The sequence below is a fragment of the Xanthomonas albilineans genome (assembly GCF_009931595.1).
Lineage (GTDB): Bacteria > Pseudomonadota > Gammaproteobacteria > Xanthomonadales > Xanthomonadaceae > Xanthomonas_A > Xanthomonas_A albilineans.
This window is the reverse complement of the sequence record NZ_CP046570.1, coordinates 2,537,587-2,560,119: the sequence shown is the minus strand read 5'-3', so window position 1 is coordinate 2,560,119 and position 22,533 is coordinate 2,537,587. Positions and strand designations below refer to the sequence as shown.

18 protein-coding genes are annotated in these 22,533 nt (G+C 63.1%); 11 read left to right on the top strand and 7 right to left on the bottom strand.

Annotated features, from left to right (window positions below; translation table 11 throughout):
* Window positions 1-137 precede the first annotated feature (137 nt).
* The gene (locus XaFJ1_RS10735) at window positions 138-869 is read right to left on the bottom strand and encodes a 16S rRNA (uracil(1498)-N(3))-methyltransferase (protein WP_012916695.1); all 732 of its coding nucleotides are present in this window, start codon (window positions 867-869) and stop codon (window positions 138-140) included.
* Entirely contained in the window at window positions 860-2,251 is a 1,392-nt protein-coding gene (gene bioA / locus XaFJ1_RS10730; RefSeq protein WP_012916694.1) for an adenosylmethionine--8-amino-7-oxononanoate transaminase, read from the bottom strand. Before bioA ends, XaFJ1_RS10735 begins: the two co-directional genes overlap by 10 nt.
* Before the next feature lie 74 nt (window positions 2,252-2,325).
* On the opposite strand from bioA, the gene nudE reads away from it, so the two are divergent.
* From nudE to XaFJ1_RS10685, 9 genes are all read left to right on the top strand, one after another.
* Window positions 2,326-2,880, top strand: coding sequence for an ADP compounds hydrolase NudE (gene nudE, locus XaFJ1_RS10725; protein WP_012916693.1), 555 nt, complete (start codon window positions 2,326-2,328; stop codon window positions 2,878-2,880).
* Window positions 2,877-3,677, top strand: a complete 801-nt coding sequence (cysQ, locus tag XaFJ1_RS10720; RefSeq protein WP_012916692.1) for a 3'(2'),5'-bisphosphate nucleotidase CysQ — start codon at window positions 2,877-2,879, stop codon at window positions 3,675-3,677. The genes nudE and cysQ overlap by 4 nt, the downstream gene beginning before the upstream one ends.
* Before the next feature lie 161 nt (window positions 3,678-3,838).
* A complete protein-coding gene (gene mazG, locus XaFJ1_RS10715; protein WP_045756941.1) occupies window positions 3,839-4,618 on the top strand; it encodes a nucleoside triphosphate pyrophosphohydrolase in 780 nt (259 codons plus the stop codon).
* Window positions 4,619-5,045: 427 nt separating this feature from the next.
* Window positions 5,046-6,011 (top strand): SPFH domain-containing protein, encoded by a 966-nt coding sequence (locus XaFJ1_RS10710; RefSeq protein WP_012916690.1) that lies wholly within the window; start codon window positions 5,046-5,048, stop codon window positions 6,009-6,011.
* 3 nt (window positions 6,012-6,014) lie between these two features.
* The gene (locus XaFJ1_RS10705; protein ID WP_012916689.1) at window positions 6,015-6,446 is read left to right on the top strand and encodes an NfeD family protein; all 432 of its coding nucleotides are present in this window, start codon (window positions 6,015-6,017) and stop codon (window positions 6,444-6,446) included.
* 267 nt (window positions 6,447-6,713) lie between these two features.
* Window positions 6,714-7,820 (top strand): glycine cleavage system aminomethyltransferase GcvT, encoded by a 1,107-nt coding sequence (gene gcvT / locus XaFJ1_RS10700; RefSeq protein ID WP_012916688.1) that lies wholly within the window; start codon window positions 6,714-6,716, stop codon window positions 7,818-7,820.
* A gap of 100 nt (window positions 7,821-7,920) precedes the next feature.
* Entirely contained in the window at window positions 7,921-8,316 is a 396-nt protein-coding gene (gene gcvH / locus XaFJ1_RS10695; RefSeq protein WP_012916687.1) for a glycine cleavage system protein GcvH, read from the top strand.
* 628 nt (window positions 8,317-8,944) lie between these two features.
* Window positions 8,945-9,187, top strand: coding sequence for a hypothetical protein (locus XaFJ1_RS10690; RefSeq protein ID WP_155393558.1), 243 nt, complete (start codon window positions 8,945-8,947; stop codon window positions 9,185-9,187).
* Window positions 9,188-9,451: 264 nt separating this feature from the next.
* Window positions 9,452-9,931 carry a hypothetical protein gene (locus XaFJ1_RS10685; protein WP_012916684.1) on the top strand — a complete coding sequence of 160 codons (480 nt, stop codon included), beginning with the start codon at window positions 9,452-9,454 and terminating at the stop codon, window positions 9,929-9,931.
* 502 nt (window positions 9,932-10,433) lie between these two features.
* On the opposite strand, the gene XaFJ1_RS10680 is transcribed toward XaFJ1_RS10685, so the two are convergent.
* Both XaFJ1_RS10680 and XaFJ1_RS10675 read right to left on the bottom strand, forming a co-directional pair.
* Entirely contained in the window at window positions 10,434-11,822 is a 1,389-nt protein-coding gene (locus XaFJ1_RS10680) for a serine hydrolase domain-containing protein (RefSeq protein WP_012916683.1), read from the bottom strand.
* Window positions 11,823-12,178: 356 nt separating this feature from the next.
* On the bottom strand, window positions 12,179-13,777 hold the full coding sequence (locus XaFJ1_RS10675; protein WP_012916682.1) for a GMC family oxidoreductase: 1,599 nt from the start codon (window positions 13,775-13,777) through the stop codon (window positions 12,179-12,181).
* A 236-nt stretch (window positions 13,778-14,013) separates the two neighbouring features.
* Here XaFJ1_RS10675 and XaFJ1_RS10670 point away from each other — a divergent pair, with 236 nt between their 5' ends.
* Window positions 14,014-14,367 (top strand): DUF1304 domain-containing protein, encoded by a 354-nt coding sequence (locus XaFJ1_RS10670; RefSeq protein WP_012916681.1) that lies wholly within the window; start codon window positions 14,014-14,016, stop codon window positions 14,365-14,367.
* Window positions 14,368-14,529: 162 nt separating this feature from the next.
* Here XaFJ1_RS10670 and XaFJ1_RS10665 read toward each other — a convergent pair whose 3' ends face one another.
* The gene (locus XaFJ1_RS10665; protein ID WP_012916680.1) at window positions 14,530-17,010 is read right to left on the bottom strand and encodes an acyl-CoA dehydrogenase; all 2,481 of its coding nucleotides are present in this window, start codon (window positions 17,008-17,010) and stop codon (window positions 14,530-14,532) included.
* A gap of 399 nt (window positions 17,011-17,409) precedes the next feature.
* On the opposite strand from XaFJ1_RS10665, the gene XaFJ1_RS10660 reads away from it, so the two are divergent.
* A complete protein-coding gene (locus tag XaFJ1_RS10660; protein ID WP_012916679.1) occupies window positions 17,410-18,024 on the top strand; it encodes a TetR/AcrR family transcriptional regulator in 615 nt (204 codons plus the stop codon).
* A 400-nt stretch (window positions 18,025-18,424) separates the two neighbouring features.
* On the opposite strand, the gene XaFJ1_RS10655 is transcribed toward XaFJ1_RS10660, so the two are convergent.
* Together XaFJ1_RS10655 and XaFJ1_RS10650 are read right to left on the bottom strand one after the other, a co-directional pair.
* Window positions 18,425-21,349 carry a TonB-dependent receptor domain-containing protein gene (locus XaFJ1_RS10655; protein WP_012916678.1) on the bottom strand — a complete coding sequence of 975 codons (2,925 nt, stop codon included), beginning with the start codon at window positions 21,347-21,349 and terminating at the stop codon, window positions 18,425-18,427.
* A 229-nt stretch (window positions 21,350-21,578) separates the two neighbouring features.
* Window positions 21,579-22,439, bottom strand: a complete 861-nt coding sequence (locus XaFJ1_RS10650) for an XOO1806 family protein (RefSeq protein WP_012916677.1) — start codon at window positions 22,437-22,439, stop codon at window positions 21,579-21,581.
* Between the last annotated feature and the right edge of the window lie 94 nt (window positions 22,440-22,533).

Sequence of the window (22,533 nt, the reverse complement as noted above, 5' to 3'; positions counted from 1 at the left end):
GTCAACGCATGCGCGGCGCAGTGGGGCGAAATGAAAAATCGTTGATTCCACCAGTGAATCTGCGGTTTTTCTCCGTCGTGCGGGATATGTCGATGGTGCGCCGGATTAGCGATGTCTACAAGATTGCATGCGCCGCCTCACAAATCGCCGCCGTGTGCTTGCAAGGCCGCGATCGCCGCCAGGCTGGCGGTTTCGGTGCGCAGGATGCGCGGGCCCAGGCGCAGGCCGAGGAAACCGGCGCTTTCCAGCGTGGTGCGATCGCGTGGCGACCAACCGCCTTCCGGGCCGATCGCGATGGTGATCGCGTTGCCGATGAAATCCAGTGTGCGCAGGCGCTGTTCGCCCTGTGGATCCAAGATAAGGCGACATGGACTGTCCGCTGCGGCGCGCGCGGCATCGGCCAGCGCCAGCGGTGCGCTGAGCGATGGCACTCGGGCGCGGCCGGATTGTTCGCAGGCCGACACCACCACGCTGCGCCAGTGCGCGACGCGTTTGTCCGTCCGCTGCGCATCCAACTTCACTTCGGTGCGTTCGGCCCAGATTGGCACGATCGCGGACACGCCGAGTTCGGTTGCCTTTTGCAGGATCAGATCCATCTTCTCACCACGTGCCACGCCTTGCAGTAGCGTGATCGCCAGTGACGATTCGTTGTCGACCGGACGTGCCACGCCGATGCGTGCGCTGGCGCCACGCTTGCCGGTCGGCAGCAGTTCGGCGTCGTAGTCGCAGCCATTGCCGTTGAACAGCACGCAGCGGTCACCTTCTCGTAGCCGCAGTACTCGCAGCAGATGCCCCGCGACCTCTTCCGGCAGGGCCACTTCGGCCCCGGTGTGCAGTGGCAGATCCACATGGCAGCGGGTCAGGCGCATGCCACGGCCTCCTCGATCGCCGCCAGCGTGGTTTCGGCCAGAAGCGCTAGTTGCGTCGCGTCCACACAATACGGCGGCATCCAGTACAGCACGTCGCCCAGCGGGCGCAGCACCACGCCACGCCGCAACGCGGCGCGGTAGGCGTGCAGGCCCACGCGCGCGGATGGGTCGAATGGGCTGTGCTTGTTGCCGTTGCGGGTGAGTTCGAACGCGACCACCATCCCCGCCTGGCGCACATCGGCCACATGCGGGTGCTCGGCGAACGGCGCCGACAATACGCGCATGGTGTCGGCGGTGCTGCGATTGCGCGCGATCACATCGTCCTCGTGCAGGATTCGCAGCGACGCCAGCGCCGCTGCGCAGGCCAGCGGGTTGCCGGTGTAGCTGTGCGAATGCAGGAAGGCGCGTTCGCGGCTGTCGTCGAGGAACGCATCGTATAGATGCTGGGTCGCCAGGACCGCCGACAACGGCAGGAAGCCGCCGGTCAGGCCCTTGGAGAGGCACAGCAGATCCGGCATCACGCCGGCCTGTTCGCAGGCGAACAGGGTGCCGGTGCGGCCGAAGCCGGTGGCGATTTCGTCGGCGATCAGGAACGCGCCATGCGCATCGCACAGCGCGCGCGCGCGGCGCAGGTACGCCGGGTCGTGCATGCGCATGCCACCGGCGCATTGCAGTCGCGGTTCCAGAATCACCGCGCAGATTTCGCCTGGATGGCGCTCGAATAGATCGGCCAGTGCATCGGCGGCGACATCGGCGCGTTCGCGCGCGGTCTGTCCCGGCGTGGCGAGGTAGGCATCGGGCGAGGGGGCGAACAGCGCTTCGACGAGTAGCGGGGCGTACACCCGCCGGTATAGCGGGATGTCGCCGACCGCCAGGGCCCCGATGGTCTCGCCGTGGTAGCCGTTCTCCAGGGCGACGAAGCGGGTGCGCTTGGGTTCGCCGCGGTTCTGGAAATAGTGAAACGCCATCTTCAGCGCCACTTCCACGCCGGCCGAGCCATTGTCGGCATAGAACACCTTGGCCAGCGGTGCGCGGCCATCCTGGCGCGGGGCCATCGCCAGCAGTTGTTCGGCCAGCAGCACCGCCGGTTCATGGCTGAAACCGGCCAGCATCACGTGTTCCAACTGCGTGGCCTGGGCGGCGATCGCGGCGGCGATACGTGGTTCGCTGTGGCCGAACAGGTTGGTCCACCAACTGCTCACCGCATCCAGGTAGTGGCGGCCGCCGTGGTCGATCAACCAGGCGCCTTCGCCGCGTGCGATCGGGAGCAGCGGTAACGTGTCGGGATGCTCGCGCATCTGTGTGCATGGGTGCCAGAGGACCGACAGGTCGCGCTTGCGCCACGCGTCGGTCGTCTGTGCTGCGGTCAGGTCTGTTAGCATCTCGCGCTCATGAACAGGTTCTTCGCTCTGCGCATTCTATCGATCGACGCCCTGGTACGTCGCAGGGTGCCGGCATGACCCGGCCGTTGCCGATCATTCACGCGCGCCGCGAACGCAGCGCGTCCGACGTGGAGCGTCGGGTCGAGGAACTGGATCTGGAGTTCAGTAACGGCGAACGCCGGGTGTTCCACCGGCTCCAGGCTCCCGGCCATGGTGCGGTGGTGGTGGTGCCGATGCTGGACCCGCAGACCGTGTTGCTCGTGCGCGAATATGCCGCTGGCGTGCACCGTTACGAACTTGGCTTGGTCAAGGGCCGCATTGATGCCGGCGAAACGCCGTTGCAGGCGGCCGACCGCGAGCTCAAGGAAGAAGCCGGCTACGGCGCGCGGCAGTTGCGCGTGTTGCGCGCGATGACGCTTGCGCCGACCTACATGACTCACCAATCGTGGTTGGTGCTGGCCCAAGAGCTCTATCCCGAGAAATTGGCTGGCGACGAGCCGGAAGAATTGGAAGTGGTGCCGTGGAAGCTGGCTGAACTGGATCGTTTGATGCTGCGCGAGGATTTTTCCGAAGGGCGTTCGCTGGCGGCGTTGTTCATCGCCCGCGAGTGGCTGGGGCGTGCCGAATGATCCCTCTGACCAGCAATCTGCGCGAGAGCGTCATTGCCATCGCCCGTGATGCCGCCGCGGCAATCATGCAAATCTACGTCACCGGTTTCGAGGTCGAGCACAAGGCCGACGCCAGTCCCCTGACCCAGGCCGATCTGACGGCGCATCAACTCATTGTCCAAGGCCTGGAGCGGTTGACCCCGGACTTGCCGGTGCTATCGGAGGAATCGGCGCAGATCCCGTGGGACGTGCGCCAGCAATGGACGACATATTGGTTGGTGGATCCGCTCGATGGCACCCGCGAATTCGTCAAGCGCAACGGCGAGTTCAGCGTCAACATCGCCCTGATCCATCGGGGGGTGCCGGTGTTCGGTGTGATCCAGGCGCCGGTGGATGGTCGCCTCTGGCATGCGGTGCATGGTGAGCAGGCGTACCGCCGCGATGGCCTGCGCGACACCGCACTGAACACGCGGCGGCCGGCGGCAGCTCCGCTGCGGGTGGCGGCGAGCCGTTCGCACCGCGATCCGCGCACCGACGCGCTGCTGCAACGGATGGGCGAGATCGAACTGGTCGGGCAGGGTTCCTCGCTGAAATTCTGCCGCCTTGCCGATGGCGAATTGGATGTGTACCCGCGTTTCGGGCCGACCTCGGAATGGGATACCGCAGCCGGTCAATGTGTGCTGCAAGCTGCCGGCGGAGTGCTGTTGGCTGCCGACACCGGCAAACCGTTCCGTTACAACCGGCGCGATTGCCTGCTCAATGGCGACTTTATTGCGCTTGGCGATCCCGCCCTGTCTTGGCGCGAATGGCAGGGCTGAGCGGGACGCGATGCGACGCGAGGCCATAAAACATCCGCCACACGCCGGATATGGCGCTCTGCCATATCTGCCAAACTAGACGCTAGACGGCAGCGGTGCCGTCGCATCGGATTCCACCCGTGCCCCCTGCCCGTGACGACCTTTCCGCTCTGCTCGACATCATGGCGCGCCTGCGCGATCCGGCGCAGGGCTGTCCGTGGGATCTGCAGCAGGATTTCGCCAGTATCGCTGCCTACACCATCGAAGAGGCCTACGAAGTTGCCGACGCGATCGATCGCCAGGACCTGGCGGGGCTGAAGGACGAACTCGGCGACCTCTTATTGCAGGTGGTCTTCCATGCACAGATGGCGCACGAGCAGGGAGCGTTCGGCTTCGACGCGGTGGTCGCGGCGATCTGCGACAAGATGGTGCGCCGTCACCCGCATGTGTTCGGCGACAGTCCGGTGGCCAATGCGGCGGAGCAGACGCGACGTTGGGAGCAGATCAAGCGCGCCGAGCGCGCGGCCGCCGGCGAACCCGACACCTCGGCGCTGGCCGGGATCGCCCGTGGCCTGCCCGAATGGCAGCGCGCGTTGAAACTGCAGACGCGTGCGGCACGCATCGGTTTCGATTGGCCGGGGCCGGAGGCGGTTCTGGACAAGGTGCGCGAGGAAATGGAAGAAGTACGTGCGGAACTGGCGCACGCCGCGACCGAGGATCATCAGGCGCGCCTGCAGGACGAGATCGGCGACTTGCTGTTCGTCTGTGTCCACCTGGCGCGGCACGCGCAGATCGATCCCGGTGCGGCGCTGCGTCATGCCAACCTCAAGTTCGAGCGCCGTTTTCGCGCGATGGAGCGGTTGGCGCAGCAGGATGGCACCGTGCTCGACGGCCTGTCCCCGCAGCGACAGGAGGCGTATTGGCAGGCGGCAAAGCGCGAGGAGCGCGACGCGGCGCAATAGCACGATTGCGCTGCGCCGCGGCGAATGCAGTTGACCTGCGGCGCTTGCCGAGCAGAGCGTATGCATTGCTTCGGTGGTGTTCGCGGGTTCTACCGGTGGTCGGTGTGCGGACACGGCGGCCGGTGGTTGCCGCGCTTGCATGGCGCGGGCGGTCTGGCGGTGTCGCTGACAGTCCTGCCGTGGATCTGCGCTGGTCAGTCGGGTTGATTGTGCGCGGGGGCTGCTATGCGTCGATGGCGATGCCCGGGTCGATCACGGCATTCTTTAACCCGTCGGTGACATGGCCTCATCCGCTGGGCTCGCTCGCCAGCGACGCCGGGATGTGCGAGTACATCCCGGCGAAGCGTTGCGCTGCGCGGCCGGCGGGCATGCGCTCTGGCGCTCGCTATACTGAGGCATCGATCCTCTCTGGTTAATGGAGCAACCGATGTCGTCCACGTATTTTTTTGCCTTTCTCCTTCTGTTCGTCGGTGTGATCGCGGTGTTCAAGACCGTGCGTATGGTGCCGCAGGGGTTTCAATGGACGGTGGAGCGCTTCGGTCGCTATACCCACACTCTGTCGCCGGGTCTGCATTTTCTGTTTCCGTTGGTCTATGGCGTGGGGCGCAAGGTCAACATGATGGAGCAAGTGCTGGACGTGCCCAGCCAGGACGTCATCACCAAGGACAACGCAGTCGTGTGCGTGGACGGTGTGGTGTTCTTCCAAGTGCTGGACGCCGCCAAGGCCGCCTATGAGGTGGCCAATCTGGAAATCGCCACCATCGCGCTGGTGCAGACCAATATCCGCACGGTGATCGGCTCGATGGACCTGGACGAGTCGCTGAGTCAGCGCGAGACGATCAACGCGCAACTGTTGAACGTGGTCGATCACGCCACCAACCCGTGGGGGATCAAGGTCACCCGTATCGAGATCCGCGATATCCAGCCGCCGCGCGATCTGGTCGATGCGATGGCGCGGCAGATGAAGGCCGAGCGCGAGAAGCGCGCGCAGATTTTGGAGGCCGAGGGCTCGCGGCAGTCGGAGATCCTGCGTGCCGATGGACAAAAGCAGGCCGCGGTACTGGAGGCCGAAGGTCGCAAGGAGTCGGCGTTCCGCGACGCGGAGGCGCGCGAACGGCTGGCCGAGGCCGAGGCGCGCGCGACCGAAATGGTGTCCAAGGCGATCGCCGAGGGCGACGTGCAGGCGATCAACTACTTCATCGCGCAGAAATATGTGGAAGCATTCAAGGAACTGGCCACCGCTCCGAACCAGAAGTTCGTGCTGATGCCGATGGAGTCCAGTGGCATCATCGGCTCCATTGCGGGCATCGCCGAACTGGCGCGCGAGGCGTTGAACAAGCAGGTGGCCTCGCCAACAACGGTACCGCATGCGCCACCGCGCAGCGGAGGCTGAGTCATGCGTCTGGAGTGCATGGCCTGGGGAGCGTTGACCTTGCTGCTGTTCGGAGTCGAGGCGTTGGTGCCCGGCGCCTTCATGTTGTGGATGGGGTTGGCCGCGGCCGTCGTGTTCCTTGCCGTACTGGTCGTGCCCGGCATGCCGTTGCTGCTGCAGATCGGTGCGTTCGTGGTGCTGAGCTTTGCCGCGATGCAGGTGTACCGCACCTGGTTTCGTGCGCGTGGTCGCGGCAGCGACCGGCCGCTGCTCAATCGTCGCGCCGAGCAATTGATCGGCCGGTGGGTGACGTTGGATCAGCCGATCCAGGGCGGTCGCGGTCGTGCCAAGGTCGACGATGCCTTCTGGGTCGTCGGCGGTCCCGACCTGCCGGCGGGCAGTGCGGTGCGCATCGTCGGCGTGGATGGGATGACGTTGCTGGTGCGGGCGGAGTGAGGTCTGCGACCGGCGATTTTCGTAAAGGCGTGATGCGTCCACTTTCACTTTTGTTGGAGGAGCGAGCGGCGTTCGCGCTGACGCATTACTAATAAGGAGTCATGGTGGAATCGCTCCTGTGCGCAGTGCCATGTCAGGCCGAGGCACGGCAGCTCCGAACGGTTGCCACGTTCACTGTCGCATCGCTTCTGCTTCGGTCACCGGTGGCGCGTCCCGCGCCCCTCCCCATTTCGCGATAATGGGGCACTTTTCTCACGGACCCATGCCATGACCCAGAAGACCATCCTCAACGACAGCCATCGCGCCCTCGGCGCCAAGATGGTCGACTTCGGCGGCTGGGACATGCCGATCCATTACGGTTCGCAGATCGACGAGCACCATCAGGTCCGCCGCGACGCCGGCATGTTTGACGTCAGCCACATGACGGTGGTCGATTTGCATGGTGAGCAGGTCCGCGCGTTCTTGCGCCATCTGCTGGCCAACTCGGTGGACAAGCTGAAGGTGCCGGGCAAGGCGCTGTACACCTGCATGCTCAATCCACAGGGGGGGGTGATCGACGACTTGATCGTGTATTACATGTCCGATGCCTTCTTCCGCCTTGTGGTCAACGCGGCCACGCGGGTCAATGACCTGGCCTGGATCGGCGCTCAGGCGCAGGCGTTCGGGGTACAGGTGCGCGAGCGCGACGACTTTGCGATGGTCGCGGTGCAGGGGCCGAACGCACGTGCCAAGGTGATCGGCCTGTTGCGCGAAGGCGACCGCGCCGCGGCCGAGAAATTGACCCGTTTCGCTGCGGTCGAGGTGGTCTCGCGCGAAGGTGTGCCGTTGTTCGTGGCGCGCACCGGCTACACCGGCGAGGATGGTTTCGAGATCGTGTTGCCGCAGCAACAGGCGCCGGCGTTCTGGGCGGCGCTGCTCAGTGCAGGTGTCGCACCGGCGGGCCTGGGCGCGCGCGACACGCTGCGTCTGGAAGCCGGAATGAATCTGTATGGTCAGGACATGGACGAGCGCGTCTCGCCATACGAAGCGGGATTAGCCTGGACCGTTGCGCTCGACGAGGGCCGCGCTTTCGTCGGTCGCGAGGTGCTGGAGGCGCAGAAGGCCGGCGGTGCGCCGCGACAGATGATCGGCGTGGTGATGGACGAAAAGGGCGTGTTGCGCCACGGGCAGAAAGTGCTGACCGCGCAGGGCGAGGGCGAAATCCTGTCTGGTACCTTCTCGCCCACGCTGGGCAAGGCGATCGCATTCGCGCGGGTGCCGGCGGGCGAGCCGGGTGCGGTGCGGGTGGATATCCGTGGCAAGGGCGTGCCGGTGCGGGTGGTTAAGTTCCCGTTCGTGCGGGAAGGCCAGGTCCAGCCCGGCGTACTGGGTTGAGGTGCGCTTGCCGCCGTGTGTTGTACGACTTCTTCCCAACCTGCGCGGTTCGCTACACTAGCCTTCCACCCTTGATACCGTCTTCTTCCGGAGCAGCTTTATGAGCGAGATCCCTGGCGACCTCAAATTCCTCAAGTCCCATGAATGGGCGCGCGTCGAAGGTAATGGTCGCGTCACCATCGGCATCTCCGACCATGCGCAGAGCCTGCTCGGCGATTTGGTCTACGTCGAACTGCCTAACGTCGGCGATCAGATTGAGGCCGGTAACGGCGTGGCCGTGGTCGAGTCGGTCAAGGCCGCCTCGGATGTTTACAGTCCGTTGAGCGGTCGGGTGGTCGAGGTCAACACTGCACTTAGCGACAAGCCGGAGACGATCAACGAGGATGCTTATGGCGAGGGCTGGATCTTGGTGTTGGAGTTGGACGACGCGGAGCAGTTGAACGACCTGCTGTCACCGGACGAATACGCCGAGCTGCTTGAGGAAGACGGCCACTGAGCTTTCCGCTGTCTCGCGACACCCGAACCGGCCGCCCAGTGCGGCCGGTTTTTTTTTGGTGTTGGCCTGCTTGCATCCTGCCTGTGCCCTGTCCATTCATCGTCGCAGCCGTAGTGCGAAGCGTGCATCCGGGCGATGTCGTTCTCAGGATGGCGCGTGCGATTGAACGGTGTGCCGGTTTCGGTGTGCGCATAGTGTCGGTGGCGTCAGTTTATTGGCGTTAGTTCCGTCGCCCACGACGATGTCAGGTAGATGGCTTGCGCGTGTGATCGCCGATATCGGTCGAGACTGGATGTGGACTGTTGAACGTGCGGAACATTGCTCGATTGGCGCGCTGCAGACAGCGGCGATGCGTTCGACGTCAGTGCATGGCGTGCGTTGTTCTGGCCAATTGAGTGGTGACGGATGGTGTCGTCGTGACCTAATGCGTGCATGCCATCGGTCTTGCCGGATACCACCACGACCGACCTCGTCGATGTCTGCAGGAGACCGACAGACGGCAAGAAAGTTCGCGCAATTTTGCGCATTTGGGCGTGTTGGATCCAAAAATTGCATGTGGCGTCGAAATTTTTTTCAGCTGGCGGACAGGCTCGGGTGTGCGCATCGCATCCTCGCTTCCGGGTCTCGCATGCGTGCCGATGATCAGCCTGCGATGATGCGATTTTGCAAAAAACCTCGGAAATTTTCGGGTTTTTCTTCAGGCCTAGAGTCGAGTGGATGCGCCGCCCATGGCGCCGACGGCGATGTCATCGCGATCGATGTGGCGTGCCTCCGCGCCGCACGGCACATCTTTTTGAAAAAAATTTGCGCGGAAGTGTTGACAGTAAAAAAAACCGTGATTAGGTTTCGCTCAGCAGACGTTGCTGTGTAACCGAGTGAATCGGATCGACATCAAAGCGCAAAGCACAACTTGGACATCCGCCACAGAACCGACGATGGTGGAGTTGGGGTCGCTTCCCCCCGAGAAATGCAACGTCTTCCCTGGCAAAGCACCCGTATCGACATTCGGTACGGGTGTTTCTGTATCCGGTCCGGCTCGTAGCGCGAGCCGGTGGGTCATGCAGGCAGATCATCGCCGCGTGTTTGCTTTAACTGGGCGTTTTCAATCCATAGTTCACTGACGAGGAGCCATCTCATGGCCACGAAGAAAGCTGCGAAAAAACCGGCCGCCAAGAAAGCGGTCAAAAAGACTGCTGCCAAGAAACCGGCAGCGAAGAAGGTTGCGGTAAAGAAGGCGGTCAAGAAGGCCGCCAAAAAGGTGGCAAAGAAGGTCGCCAAGGTAAAGAAGGCAGTCAAGAAGGTTGCCGCCAAGAAGACGGTGAAGAAGGCCGCCAAGAAGAAGACCGCTCCTAAGAAGGCAGTGAAGAAGGCCGCAAAGAAGGCAGTCAAGAAGACCGCCAAGAAGGGTGCTGCCAAGAAGACGGTGAAGAAGGCCGCGAAGAAGGTTGGCGCCAAGAAGACCGCTGCCAAGAAGACGGTGAAGAAGTCGGCAGCCAAGAAGCCGGCCGCGAAGAAGGCCACCGCCAAGAAGACTGTGGCGAAGAAGAAGCCGGTCGTCCGCAAGAAGAAGGCCGCTCCGGTCGCGCTGCCGGCGACGCCTGCACCGCTGATCTGATTTATCCCGATAGCCGTTCCTAAGCTCTCTCCCCGGTGCCCAGCGGGGAGGGAGCTTTTTTATTGTGGTAACCCTCTGTTCTGTTGCGATCGGCTCAACGTACTGCGCCCATGGCGTGGCATCGGCTGTCGGCGCAACGATGCTCTCGCCTGCGAAGGGAATGTCGGTTGGCGAATGCGCTCAGTGCGCGGTTGTTAGCTGCTGATCGCAGCGCAATGTTTCCATCGGATCCCGCCTCTTGTGCCCACAGCCTCTTGCCCATCGGTCACGGCGTTTGTTGTAGCGTGTCCACGCATCAGTAATCTTTTCCAAGCCAGTGGCTCGGTGTCATGCCGGCGCCCTCGCATGCGTGGCGCGAGCGGTTGGCGCGCGCGCGAATGGCGGGTGTCCCGCTTCGGGATCTTGCGGGGCAATGTGTGGCCGCCGCCATTGGGTGTATAGGCGTTGGATAGCAAGAAGGCGGCTTGCGCCGCCTTCCGCGATAACTCAATCGTGTTTTCGGTCAGTGCGGCGAAGCAACCGAGGTGGACGAAGACACGCCCTTCTTCTCCTTCGGGTCTGCATGCTCGGTCAGCAGATTGTCGCTGCCGAAGTCGGTGTCTATATCCAACCAGCGCTGCGCCGGTAGCCCGATTGCCCGATCAATGACGGTCGGCAGCAGGCCCGAGGGGAGGCCGCTTTCGCCGTTCCATAGGATCACGACGCCCAGGTCGCGTTCCGGCAACAGCGCGATCAGGCCGCGATAACCCTGCACCGCACCGGCATGGAACATCACCTGGTGTCCGGAATAATCCAGCACGCGCCAGCCCAGCGCATAGCTGGCCGAGTTGACACGGGCGTGGCGCCAACCCGAGCGCATTTCGCCGGGGGTGGGGATGAGCGGGGCATGCAGCGTTGCCAGGAGCGGCGCAGGCAATACGTCAGGACGGTGTCCGGTCTGGGCGATCAGCCACTGCGCCATGTCGCTGATGCTGGCATTGACGCCTGCCGCCGGTGCCAGCCGGTAGTAATTAGGCTTGGGCATCAGCGACACCCAGCCGTTACGATTGCGCACGTGCGGGTGCGCCCAGCGCGGGCTGGATTGGATGCCGGCCAAGCCCAGGCTGGCGTCGTTCATGCCCAGCGGTTTGAAGATGCGGCGCTCCACTAACTGTTCGTAGAAGGTGCCGGATGCGGCGAACACCACGTCGCCGATCAGACTGAAGGCGACGTTCTGGTACGCATAGCATGCGCCCGGTGCGCACTTGAGTGGCGCATAGGCCAGCTTGTGGCTGAGCGTGTAGTAATCGACATTGGATTCGACATCGCCGTCGTAGGCGTTGAAGGTCAGGCCGACACGGTGGCTGAGCAGGTCGGCCACGTTCAACTGGTGCGTGGCGGCCGGATCGCTGAGCTGGAAACCTGGGACATAGTCGACGACCTTGCTATCCCAGCGCAGGATGCCGTCGTTGACGAGCAAGCCGGTCATGGTGCCGGCGAAGGCCTTGGATAGCGAGGCGAGCCGAAACACGGTGTGTGCATCGACCGGTTGGGGGTGGTTGACGTCGGTGACGCCGTAACCGCGTGCGCTGAGGACTTCGCCGTTATGCACGATCGCCATTGCCAGGCCCGGGACGCGTTCGCCATAGGTCAACTGCTCGGCGATTTTTTCCAGGCTCGCGACATCGAAATCCTTGGCCAATGGCAGAGCATGACTCTGCGCCAGCGAGTCGCGATTGGACAGTGGCGCTGTCGGCGAAGAAGGTTGGTGAGCCTGGGGAGAAAGGGGCGGCGGTAACGGTTGCGCGGGTGCCGGAGTTTGTGCGGTGGAGGACATCGCAAGGGGCAACAAGGCCCCGAGCAAACCGATTGCCACCGGTCGAATAAACCGGCGTCTGCTGTTCTGTGTCATTGCGCCTGATGCCTGTGAGGTGCTGCCCGGGTCGATTCTAGCGCTGCTTTTCGCTATTGCACAAACTGAGAGAAGATGAATAGGCATGAGGTTGATCCTGAAGAAAATTTCCCCGCCAAAATGGCGCCTGTGCAGTGTCCCCCGAGCGCTCAGTCAGCGGCCGCGCTGGAAGTGTTGTGCATGCAAGCGTCATGCCGTTCGTCGGTGGCGGCAGGTACCCGTCCTTCTCGGTGAGGCGTGGGCTCGGCTGGGTGATGGCGTGTCGTTGACTGCGATCGCAGGCAGGCTCGCGATCGCCTGTCGCGCTTGGTCCTGGCCGGTGTTGCGCTTGGTTGTGTTGCGGTGCTCTTGACCGCTCAGGCGTCGCGTAGCAGGGGGCGACCGCGGATCATGTCGGCGGCGCGCTCGGCGATCATCATGGTCGGACCGTTGGTGTTGCCGCCGATCAGGTGCGGCATGATCGACGCATCGACCACGCGCAGACCATCGAGTCCGCGCAGGCGCAGTTGCGGATCGACCACCGCTTGCGCGTCGTTGCCCATCCGGCAGGTGCCGATCGGGTGGTAGATGGTTTCTGCCTTGGCGCGGATGAAGGCGATCAGGCCTGCCTCGTCCAGATCGTCGCGTGCGGGCAACAGTGGTGCGCCACGCATGCTATCGAACGCCGGCTGTTGCAGGATCTGTCGGGATAGACGCGCGCATTCCACCAGCATGCGCAGGTCGAAGCCATCCGGGTCGCTGAGATAGTTCGCCTGTATTCGTGCCGGTGTGCGTGGGTCGGCGTCGTTGAGCATGATGCGGCCGCGGCTACGCGGCTGCAGATGGCAGGCGTGCAGAGTGAAGCCGTCGCCGGGCAGGCGCTTGCGACCGTGGTCCTCGAGCATTGCCGGGACGAAATGCAGTTGGATGTCGGCGCGTGCATCCGTTGCCAAAGGCGAGCGCACGAAGCCGCCAGCTTCGGCGATGTTGCTGCTGCCGACGCCGCGGTGGCCGCGCAGGAAGTAATCGAAAGCGACCTTGAGTTGGTTGCGGCGGTCGTAGCTGATCCCTGGGCGGGTGCGGTACAGCGTGCACACGTCCAGGTGGTCCTGCAGGTTGGCACCGACCTGCGGCTGATCCAGACGTACCGCGATGCCATGACGTTGCAGTGCATCGGCTGGGCCGATGCCCGAGAGCATCAGCAGCTGAGGGGAATTCACTGCTCCGGCGCTGAGCAGCACCTCGCGCTCGGCGCGCGCATGCACTTCGCGGCCGTGCTGCGCGTAGGCGACACCGACCACGCGCGTGCCCTCGATCAGTAACCGTAACACCAGTGCCTCGGTGATCACGTGCATGTTTCGCCGTGTACGCGCCGGCGCCAGGTAGGCGACCGCGGCCGAGCAGCGTGCGCCATCCTTCTGTGTCACTTGGTATAGCCCAACGCCCTGTTGCTGCGGTCCGTTGAAGTCGCTATTGCGCGGGAAGCCGGCTTGCTCGCCAGCTGCGATGAACAGATCCGACAGCCGGTTGTGATAGCGCAGGTCGGACACATGCAGCGGGCCGTCACCGCCGTGCAGCGCATCGCCGCCACGGCTATTGCATTCGCTGCGCCGAAAGTAGGGCAGTACGCCGTGCCAGTCCCAACCCTCGGCGCCCTCGGCGGCCCAGTTGTCGTAGTCGGCAGGTATGCCGCGCACGTAGCACATCGCATTGATCGAACTGGAGCCACCCAACACCTTGCCGCGTGGCCACCACAGGCGGCGACCGTTCAAGTTCGGCTCGGCCTCGGTGAGATAGTTCCAGTTGAAGCGAGGATCGCGGGCCAGACGCGCCAAGCCCGCCGGCATGTGGATAAAAGGATTGCGATCGCGTGGTCCTGCTTCGATCAGTAGCACTGTGCAGTTGGGGTCTTCGCTGAGACGATTGGCGAGGACGCAACCGGCCGAACCCGCGCCAATGATGATGTAGTCGTACACCCACAATGCCCCATGTTCAAGAGTACCGACGCTAGTCGCCAAGGATAGAGCATATGCTCGGCGAACAGGTTCTGCGTGTCGTGCAGGGCCGGTATGGTGCATTTGCACCAATAAGGCTGTCGTCTCGTCGCCGTTGCCGTGCGCGCTTCCGCTCGGGGAGCGGTAATTCCGCGACTGGCTGCTTGCCTTAATTGGAGGCTATGCTGGATATTATTTCCGCTGTCTCGGAGCGTGCGATGACCCTGTTGGCGACTGTCTTGGTGGGCGCGGTCTCGTTGTTGCACCTGTACATTCTGGTGCTGGAGATGTTTCTGTGGACGCGCCCGTTGGGGATGAAGGTGTTTCGCAATACGCCTGAAAAAGCCCAGGCGACTCGCGTGCTGGCTGCCAATCAGGGGCTCTACAACGGTTTTCTGGCCGCTGGTTTGGGCTGGGGTGCGGTTGCGCAGCGGGTCGATGTGATGCTGTTCTTCCTCGCTTGCGTGGTGGTGGCCGGTTTTTATGCCGCGTGGAGCGTCAATCGTCGGATTCTGTTCGTGCAGGCGCTGCCTGCGCTGGTGGCCATGGCGATGTTGTTGCTGGCGTCATGAGCGCGGTTGTTGTATCGCGTGCGCGGCGCAGGCTGTGGCTGCCTATTCTTCTGCGGGCACATGTTCCTGTCATCGACCATGCGCGAGTGTTCCCGATGTTGGCGCTCGCGAGACGGACGGTGGACCGAGGTCCACCGTCTTGAGGTTGTCTGCTGCGCAGGATCAGGCCGCTTCGCGCGAGTGGTCGTTACCGCTGCTCATCCGGTTGGAATAACTAGCCGAGCGGAGTTCGTTGGTGTCGAAGTCGTCGACGCTGATCGTATCCATGGTGATGTCGCGCAGTTCCTCTAGCTGATGGCGCTCGTCGAGCGTGAGCATGCCTTCGCGGACTGCTTCGTCCAGTTGCGAGGTAAAGTCCAGGGCCTGGATTTTCTTGCTCTTGAGTGCTTTCAGGAACTTGCGTTCCACCGGCTCGGCTAGCACGGCCTTGGTCAGGTAGCTGGCGATGCGGCCACCGGGGTTGTTCTCGCAGGGGGTCAGGAACACGTCTTGGCCCAGGCGATCGCGTGCTTCGTTCGGGGTCATCAGCAGCGCGGCGACGCGGTGGCCCAGGCGGTCGCCCGGCGCTTCGGCGCGACGGCCCCAGGGGAAGATCAACGCCCACATCAGCCAGCCGACCGGACGAATCGGGAAGTTGCGCAGTGCCGCCGACAGGGCCAGTTCGATCTTGTGCACGCTGTCGTGGAAGGCCCACGCCAGCAGCGGCTGGTCGCTCGCCGGCGCGCCATCGTCGTGATAGCGCTTGAGCATGGCGCTGGTCATGTAGATGTGGCTGAGGACGTCGCCGAGGCGTCCGGACAGCGATTCCTTGAATTTCAACTTGCCGCCGAGCATCAGCATCGACACGTCGGCCATCAGTGCCAGGTTTGCCGAATACCGGTCCAGTTTGCGGAAAAAACGCCGGGTGTAGGCGTCGCCGGGGGCGGCGCCGATGCGCGCAGCGGTCAGGCCGAACCACAGCGAACGTACCGCATTGGAGAGGGCGAAGCCGATATGGCCGAACAGGCTGCGGTCGAACGCGTCGATGCCTGCGTTGTGGTCGGGATTGCTTGCGGCCTTCATCTCCTTCATCACCCATGGATGGCAAAGGATTGCGCCCTGACCGAAGATCAGCAGGCTGCGGGTCATGATGTTGGCGCCCTCCACGGTGATCGCGATCGGCGCGCCCTGCCAGGCGCGCCCGGCGAAGTTGCGCGGGCCGAGGATGATGCCCTTGCCGCCAATCACATCCATCACGTCGCTGATTACCTCGCGGCTCATCGTGGTGCAGTGGTACTTGGCGATCGCCGACGGCACCGACGGTACGTCGCCGCGATCCACCGCCGCCGCGGTGGCCTGTGCCAATGCGCTGATCGCGTAGGCTTTGCCGCCGATCCGCGCCAGCGCCTCTTCCACGCCCTCGAAGCGGCCGACCGACAAGCCGAACTGCTTACGGATGCGCGCATACGTGCCGGTGACCACCGCGCCGAATTTGACCCCGCCGCTGGCAGTGGAGGGCAGGGTGATCGAGCGGCCCACGGCTAGACACTCGTTGAGCATGTTCCAGCCCTTGCCGACCATGTCCACGCCGCCGATCAGTTGGCTCAGCGGAATGAAGACCTCGCGGCCGTGGATCGGGCCGTTCTGGAACGGTGAGTTCAGTGGGAAATGGCGGCGTCCGATCTCCACTCCCGGGGTCTCGCGCGGCAACAACGCCAAGGTGATGCCGACGTCCTGGGTATCGCCGATCAGGCCATCCGGGTCGTACAGGCGGAACGCCAGACCGATCAGTGTCGCGACCGGTGCCAGAGTGATGTAGCGCTTGTCGAAGGTCAGCTTGACGCCGAGCACATTGGCGCCGCTCCACTCGCCCTTGCAGACGATGCCGTAGTCGGGAATCGACGTGGCGTCCGAGCCGGCGAATGGGCCGGTGAGGCCGAAACACGGTACTTCCTGGCCTACCGCCAGGCGTGGCAGGTAATAGTCCTTCTGTTCCTTGGAACCGTAATGCACCAGCAATTCGCCTGGGCCCAGCGAATTGGGCACGCCGACGGTCGAACTGACCACGCTTGATGCGGAAGTAATCTTCTGGATCACCTTGTGGTGGGCGAGTGCGGAGAAACCCAGGCCGCCGTAAGCCTTGGGAATGATCATGCCGAAGAACTTGTGTTCTTTGATGAAGTTCCACAACTCCGGTGGCAAATCGGCATGGACGTGGGTGATCTCCCAGTCGTTGATCATCCGGCACAGTTCTTCCACCGGGCCATCTAGGAACGCTTGCTCTTCTGCGCTGAGCTGCGGCTTGGGATAGTTGAGCAGCTTCTGCCAGTCCGGATCGCCGGTGAACAGTTCGCCTTCGAAACCGACCGAGCCGGTTTCCAGGGCGATGCGTTCGGTCTGCGACAGCGGCGGCAACACCTTGCGGAATACATTCAACAAGGGCGCGGTCAGCAGCGGTTTGCGTACGAACGGCAGCAGCAGCGGAACCGCCACCAGCCCCAGCAATACCGCCGCGACGATGGTGGCGACGTGACTGGCGACGAGTAGCCAACAGGCGACCAGTAAGGTCGCGCTCGATGCGGCCCAGAGCGCGAGCCGCATGCGGTGATAGGCGGCAAAGGCGCCTGCCAGCAACAACACGAGAAAGGGAATGGCGATGCTCATGGATGTGCTCCGGTAATGGACTCGGTAACGGCGGACGGTGCGCCGGCGCTGGCTGGTGACAGGGCGTGGAGAAAGTGCAGCACAGCCGTGATCAAGCTGGTGTTGGTGGCCCGGCCATGGAGGGGCAGGTTGCGGCCGTGCGCAGACAGAGAGCTGCCCGCCTTGCCTGCGACCATGGTGATCGTGGTCAGTCCCCCGGACCTGGCGTCATCAAGCCTGCTGTGAGCGCGGTGCGGGAACGTGGCCGTCGATGAGTCCATACTTAATCGTATGGATTTCCCGTCGGTGATGTCAATACCCGCTGGTATGGGGGCGAAAAGCCAGCGCCGCTGGGCATGTGTGTGCTGCTTGTTCAAGCGACATCCTGCAACTAACCCGCCCGTATGGTTAAATCCGCTGATGAATACTGTGCCTGCCCCTTCTTCCGACGATGGCCCTGTACCACCCAGCGGTAGCCGCAATAGCCGGCTCAGCGCTGAAGACTGGGCCCAGGCCGCGCTGGACTTGATCGCCGAGCAGGGCGTGAATGCGGTGGCGGTTGAGCCGCTGGCACGACGTCTGGGGGTGACCAAGGGCAGCTTCTACTGGCATTTCCCCTCGCGTGATGCGCTGTTGCAAGCGGCGCTGGAGCGCTGGGAGCTGGTCGAGCAGCAACAGGTTTTCGGTAGCCTGGAGGAGGTGACAGATCCGCGCACGCGTTTGCGTGCCCTGTTCCAGCTGGTGGCGCACGAGGTCAAGCCGCACATTATCTACAGCGAGTTGCTTAAAGTGCTCGATCACCCTGCGGTGCGGCCGATCATCGACCGGGTTTCGCAGCGGCGCATGGACTACCTGATCGCCTCGTTCCGCCAAGCCGGACTCAGTCGCACCGATGCCCAGCACCGTGCGCGGCTTGCTTATGCCGCCTATGTCGGCTTTCTACAACTTTCCTTGCAATTGCATCAGCCCAAGCAGGCGCGTGATGAATTCGAGGCCTACGTCGAGCACGTCATCGTGACGCTGATTCCTGGCTGATTCCTGGCTGATTCGTGGTGAGCGGCAAGCGAGTGTTCGGGCCTTGTCCGCAACAAGGCTGAGTCGTGTCTGCTGTGGAAAACCGCAAGAACACGCTTTGGACCGATAAGCGTCGAGACCGGCGCGTTCGTGTATACGCCTAGGGCCATTCTGGCCGTGCGTGTTTGCACAAGGCCAATTCGTTTCATGTTTGCGACGAAGCGCGATCATGGGGTAATGCGTCGCGTATCGATCGCACCCTATCGCTTCTGCTGTGTCCATTCTGAAGAACTGGACACAGGCGGGGGGCGTAGCTGTGCCGCGTCTCTCGTAACGTGCGGGATTTCTGCCGCGCGCAGATACAAAAAACAACGGCCCCTTGCGGAGCCGTTGTGGTGACGCATCGGTGATCGCGAGGCGATCAGAAGCGCTGCTGGTACTTCATGTAGATGAAACGACCGATGTCGTAGCCGCCGTAGTACGAGTAGCCGGAACTCGGCGCCGAGTACGATGGGGCGGCATAGTGATCGAACACGTTGTTGGCACCGACCGCGACGGTGGCATTCCACGGGGTGTTGTAGCTGACCTGCAGGTCGTGGAAGGTGTTGGCACCGATGCGGTTGACCGGGTAGGTCGCGCCCTGGTACTCCGGAGCGGTGAAGTTCGGATTGCTGCAACGATCATCGAAGAAGCAGCGTTCCTTGGCGCTGGAGTAGTAACGCGTGCTCCAGGTGACCGCCCAGTCGTTCATCTGCCAGGTCAGGCTCAAGTTCGAACGCACCCGGAAGTAGCTGCCGCCCGAGTTCTGGTAGCCGTTCTGCTGGCTCGGCGGATTGCCCGAGTTATCCTGCTTCAGCTCGTTCTTGGACACGTAGGTACTCTGCCACATGGTGGTGAAGTTGCCGAATGCGGTGTCGAAATGGTAGCTGAGGTCAAGATCGTAACCCTCGGTGTCTTGGTAGCCGGCATTGCGCAGGCCGAAGGACAGTGAGGTGATGTTGCCGGCTGCATTGCGCGTGAAGCCCGTGCAACGCGAGGCAATGCCACGCAGGTAGCAGTCTTCCAGCAAGGTGCTCGGGTCATCACTGACGATGGTGTGATCGATGCGGATCTTCCACCAGTCCAGCGAGGCGTTCAGGCCGCTGACGAACTCTGGGCTCCATACCAGACCCAGGGTCTTGGCGGTCGAAGTCTCCGGTTTCAGTGTCGGCGTGGAGCCGGACAGGAACGGAACGTTGCTCTGCTCGCCGGGGCCCGGCGCCGGGGCCGTACCGGAGGCGTTGAGCTGACGGAAGCCCGCCGGCACCGCCGCCGCGCAGCGCGCATTGCCCGCCGCCGTGCCGAACTTGGTATCGCAGGGGTCGGTGTAGTTCTCGAAGCTCTGCGACAGGCCACCGTACAAGTCGGCGATGGTCGGCGCGCGGAAGCCCTGCGACCAGGTACCGCGGAACATCAGCGAATCGATCGGCTTCCACTTGAAGCCGAATTTGCTGTTCACGGTATTGCCGAAATTGTTGTAGTCGGAGTAACGGCTAGCCAGCGACAGGCTCAGCTCCTTGGCGAACGCTATGTCGGCCAGCAACGGTACCTGGAACTCGGCATAGACTTCGTTCAGGCTGTACTTGCCGCGGGTTGGGCCGCTTGCTAGGTTGGTGGAGATGCCCGCTTGCGCCATCGCATCCGGAGAGAAGTAGCCGCTTTCCTGGCGATGTTCGGCACCCAGCGCCATGGCCAGATCGCCCGCCGGCAGGCTGAAGAGGCTGCCGCTGATGTTGGCGAAGAAGTTCTTCGTCTCGGTCTTCGACACGGCCTGACCGTTTTGGTACAGGAATTTCTGTACGTTCGGGTCGCCAAGGCTGTTAGGCGAGTTGTAGCCGAGCGGAATCAACGGATTCCACGGCGTGCAGTTGCCTGCGGAGCTGCCCAGGGAGATGGGATTGCTCGCGCTTCCGCACTGAGCCACGCCATTGGCATTGATGAAAGACGGACCGGTTGCCTGGCTCACCGCAAGGGTGTTCAAGTTGCCCGTGGTGATTTGCACGCCCTTGTTCTGGTTGTACAGATAGCCTGCGTCCCAATCCCAGAACTTGCTTTCGCCCAGCTCGAAGGTGCCGCTGAAGGCGCCGGTGAAGCGGTAGGTGGAGAGGTTGTTGCGCACTTCGCGCGGCACTTCCCAGCCACGGCGCACGTATTGGATGGCTTGCGGGGCGGCGCCCGGGGGCAAGCCGCCGGTGGCATCGTTGCCGACCGGATTGAACACGCTATTGGCCGACAGACCGCCTTGGGTGAGGGCGAAATCGGTACTCTTGAACGGATAGCCTGCGTTCTGCGCGAACGAATCGCGATCGGTGTAGAGGAGGCTGGTGTCGAAGCGAACGTTCTCGGAGAAGTTGAACGTGCCGTTCATGAACGCCGATTTGCGCTTGATGCCGCTGTAAACGGTCGAGGCCAGCGCCGGATTGGAGACATCGGAGCTGTTCAGTGCCCGGTAGCTGTTGATGTTTGCCGGATCCAGGCCGGGGGTGTCGCGGCGCAGGGTGCGGGTTTCCTTGCCGGCGCTGTCCGTGTAGGTGAAACGGCCATACTGCGTGGTGCCGGACAGGCCTCCCTGGCGCGGGGCGGACTTCTCGCCGGTCGGGAAGCGGTCGCGGCTGAACCAGCGGTTGCGCGCCCATACCGGATCTTCCTGGGTGTATTCGACGCCGGCGGTCAGCGAGCCACGATCGCTGCTGCTGCCCATCATGAAGTCGTAGACTTGGCGCTGGCCGTCGCCCTTGCCGTACTGACCAATGTAGGCACCGGCTTCGGCGCCGTCGAAATGCTTGCGGGTGATGATGTTGATCACGCCGGCGATGGCGTCTGAACCGTAGATCGAGGAGGCGCCGTCCTTCAGCACTTCGATGCGCTCGACGGCCACAGCGGGAATCGAAGACACGTCCTGCAGGCCGCCGTTGGTGGTGCCCAGGCGCTTGCCATCGACCAGCACCAGCGTGCGTGCGGCGCCGAGGTTGCGTAGATCGATGTAGTAACCGCCGACGTTCTCACCGTTGGCGAGGGGTGAGGTGCGGCTGATTGTTGGAGAACCGGCGGTGGGAATGTTCTGCAGGATGTCGGCGACGGACTTGAAGCCTTGCTTCTCGATCTGGTCGCGACTGATCAGCATCACCGGTTGCGCGGTCTCGGTGTCGACCTGACGGATGCGCGAGCCGGTGATTTCAATGCGATCCAGGGTGGTGGCGCCGGCACTGCCCGCGTCTTGAGCGATGGCCGCACCTGCCGTGCCGCCAGCTCCCACGACCAGTGCGAGCACGACTGCGTCGCGCAGTTGGTTGGTCTTGCAATTCATTTATCTCTCTCCAAATGAGAATTGGGGCATAGCCCGAGGTATGCCTGTCGGCCGAATCGAAACGGCGACCCCAAAGAGCCGTCAGGGTGCCGGGATGGTAGCCCGGTTGGAGGAAGAATTAAAGTACCGTTAAAAAATCACTTATTTAAAGTGAATTCGTACTTTGTCCGCTCGCTGTGCAATAGATCAGGTGCGACCGCTTGACCCATGTGTCGCGGATGGTGGTGTGCTACAGATCCTGCTCGTAGCGCACGTAGGGGATGGTGCCCTCTTCGGTGCTGATGTTGTTCGGCGCGAAGGGGTTCTTGCCGCGGGTGATGACGTTCTCTGCGCCAACGGTGAGCTGTCCACTCCACGGAGTGCGCCAGGTCAGTCCGACCCCCAGGCCCGACCACTTGCCCGGCTGGCCCGGGGCGTCGACGACGCGACCGATGATGTTGGCGCTGAAGGAGCGGTAGCCACCACCTATGCTCAGGCTCTTGCTGTCCCACTGATCGACCAGGGCGGGCGAAGCGTCGGCGATCGGCACCAGACGCGCGCGGGCATAGGTGCCGCCAATGGAGACGAAGCCTTCGCGGCCGATGTTCTGCTGGGCGAACACGGTCAGATCGTTTTGCTCCATGCGCATCGACGGCGTTTTGTTGGCGCCTGCCAGCCATGCCGGGAGGTTCTCGCGTCCGCTGCCGGCGGACAGCGACAGGCGCCCACCGGGACGATTGAAAGAGGTGGTGGCGGCAACGTGGTGGCCGATTGCGCCATCCTCGTCGCCCAGGCTGGCGAGCATGCAGTGGCTGGCCAGTCCGCTGATGCTGCTGCCGCTGGCGCTATTGCACAGTAGGCCGAGTGAGTCGCCGGAGGACAGCCCAAACGCCGCATCCAGCGAGTTGCCACCGAAGTGCCAGCGCGCGCCGACGGCTTGTTCGCCGGTTGGCTCAAGGTATAACAGCGCCTCGACCTTGCCGCTGCCCTTGTTCCAGATCGGCAGCACGGTGTGATCGTTGGGGTTGCCGGGTTTACTCTGCGCGTGCGCGCCCGTCATCGCCGAGAAGGCGATCAGTAGGGCTAGCGGCAGGCGCAAGAATGCTCGCATCAGATCTTTGATACTCATGGAGGGAACGAAAGTTCCCGCCTAGCGGGTGGATAATGGTAGTTGATTTATGTTTATTTAACAAGTTGGGTGCCCG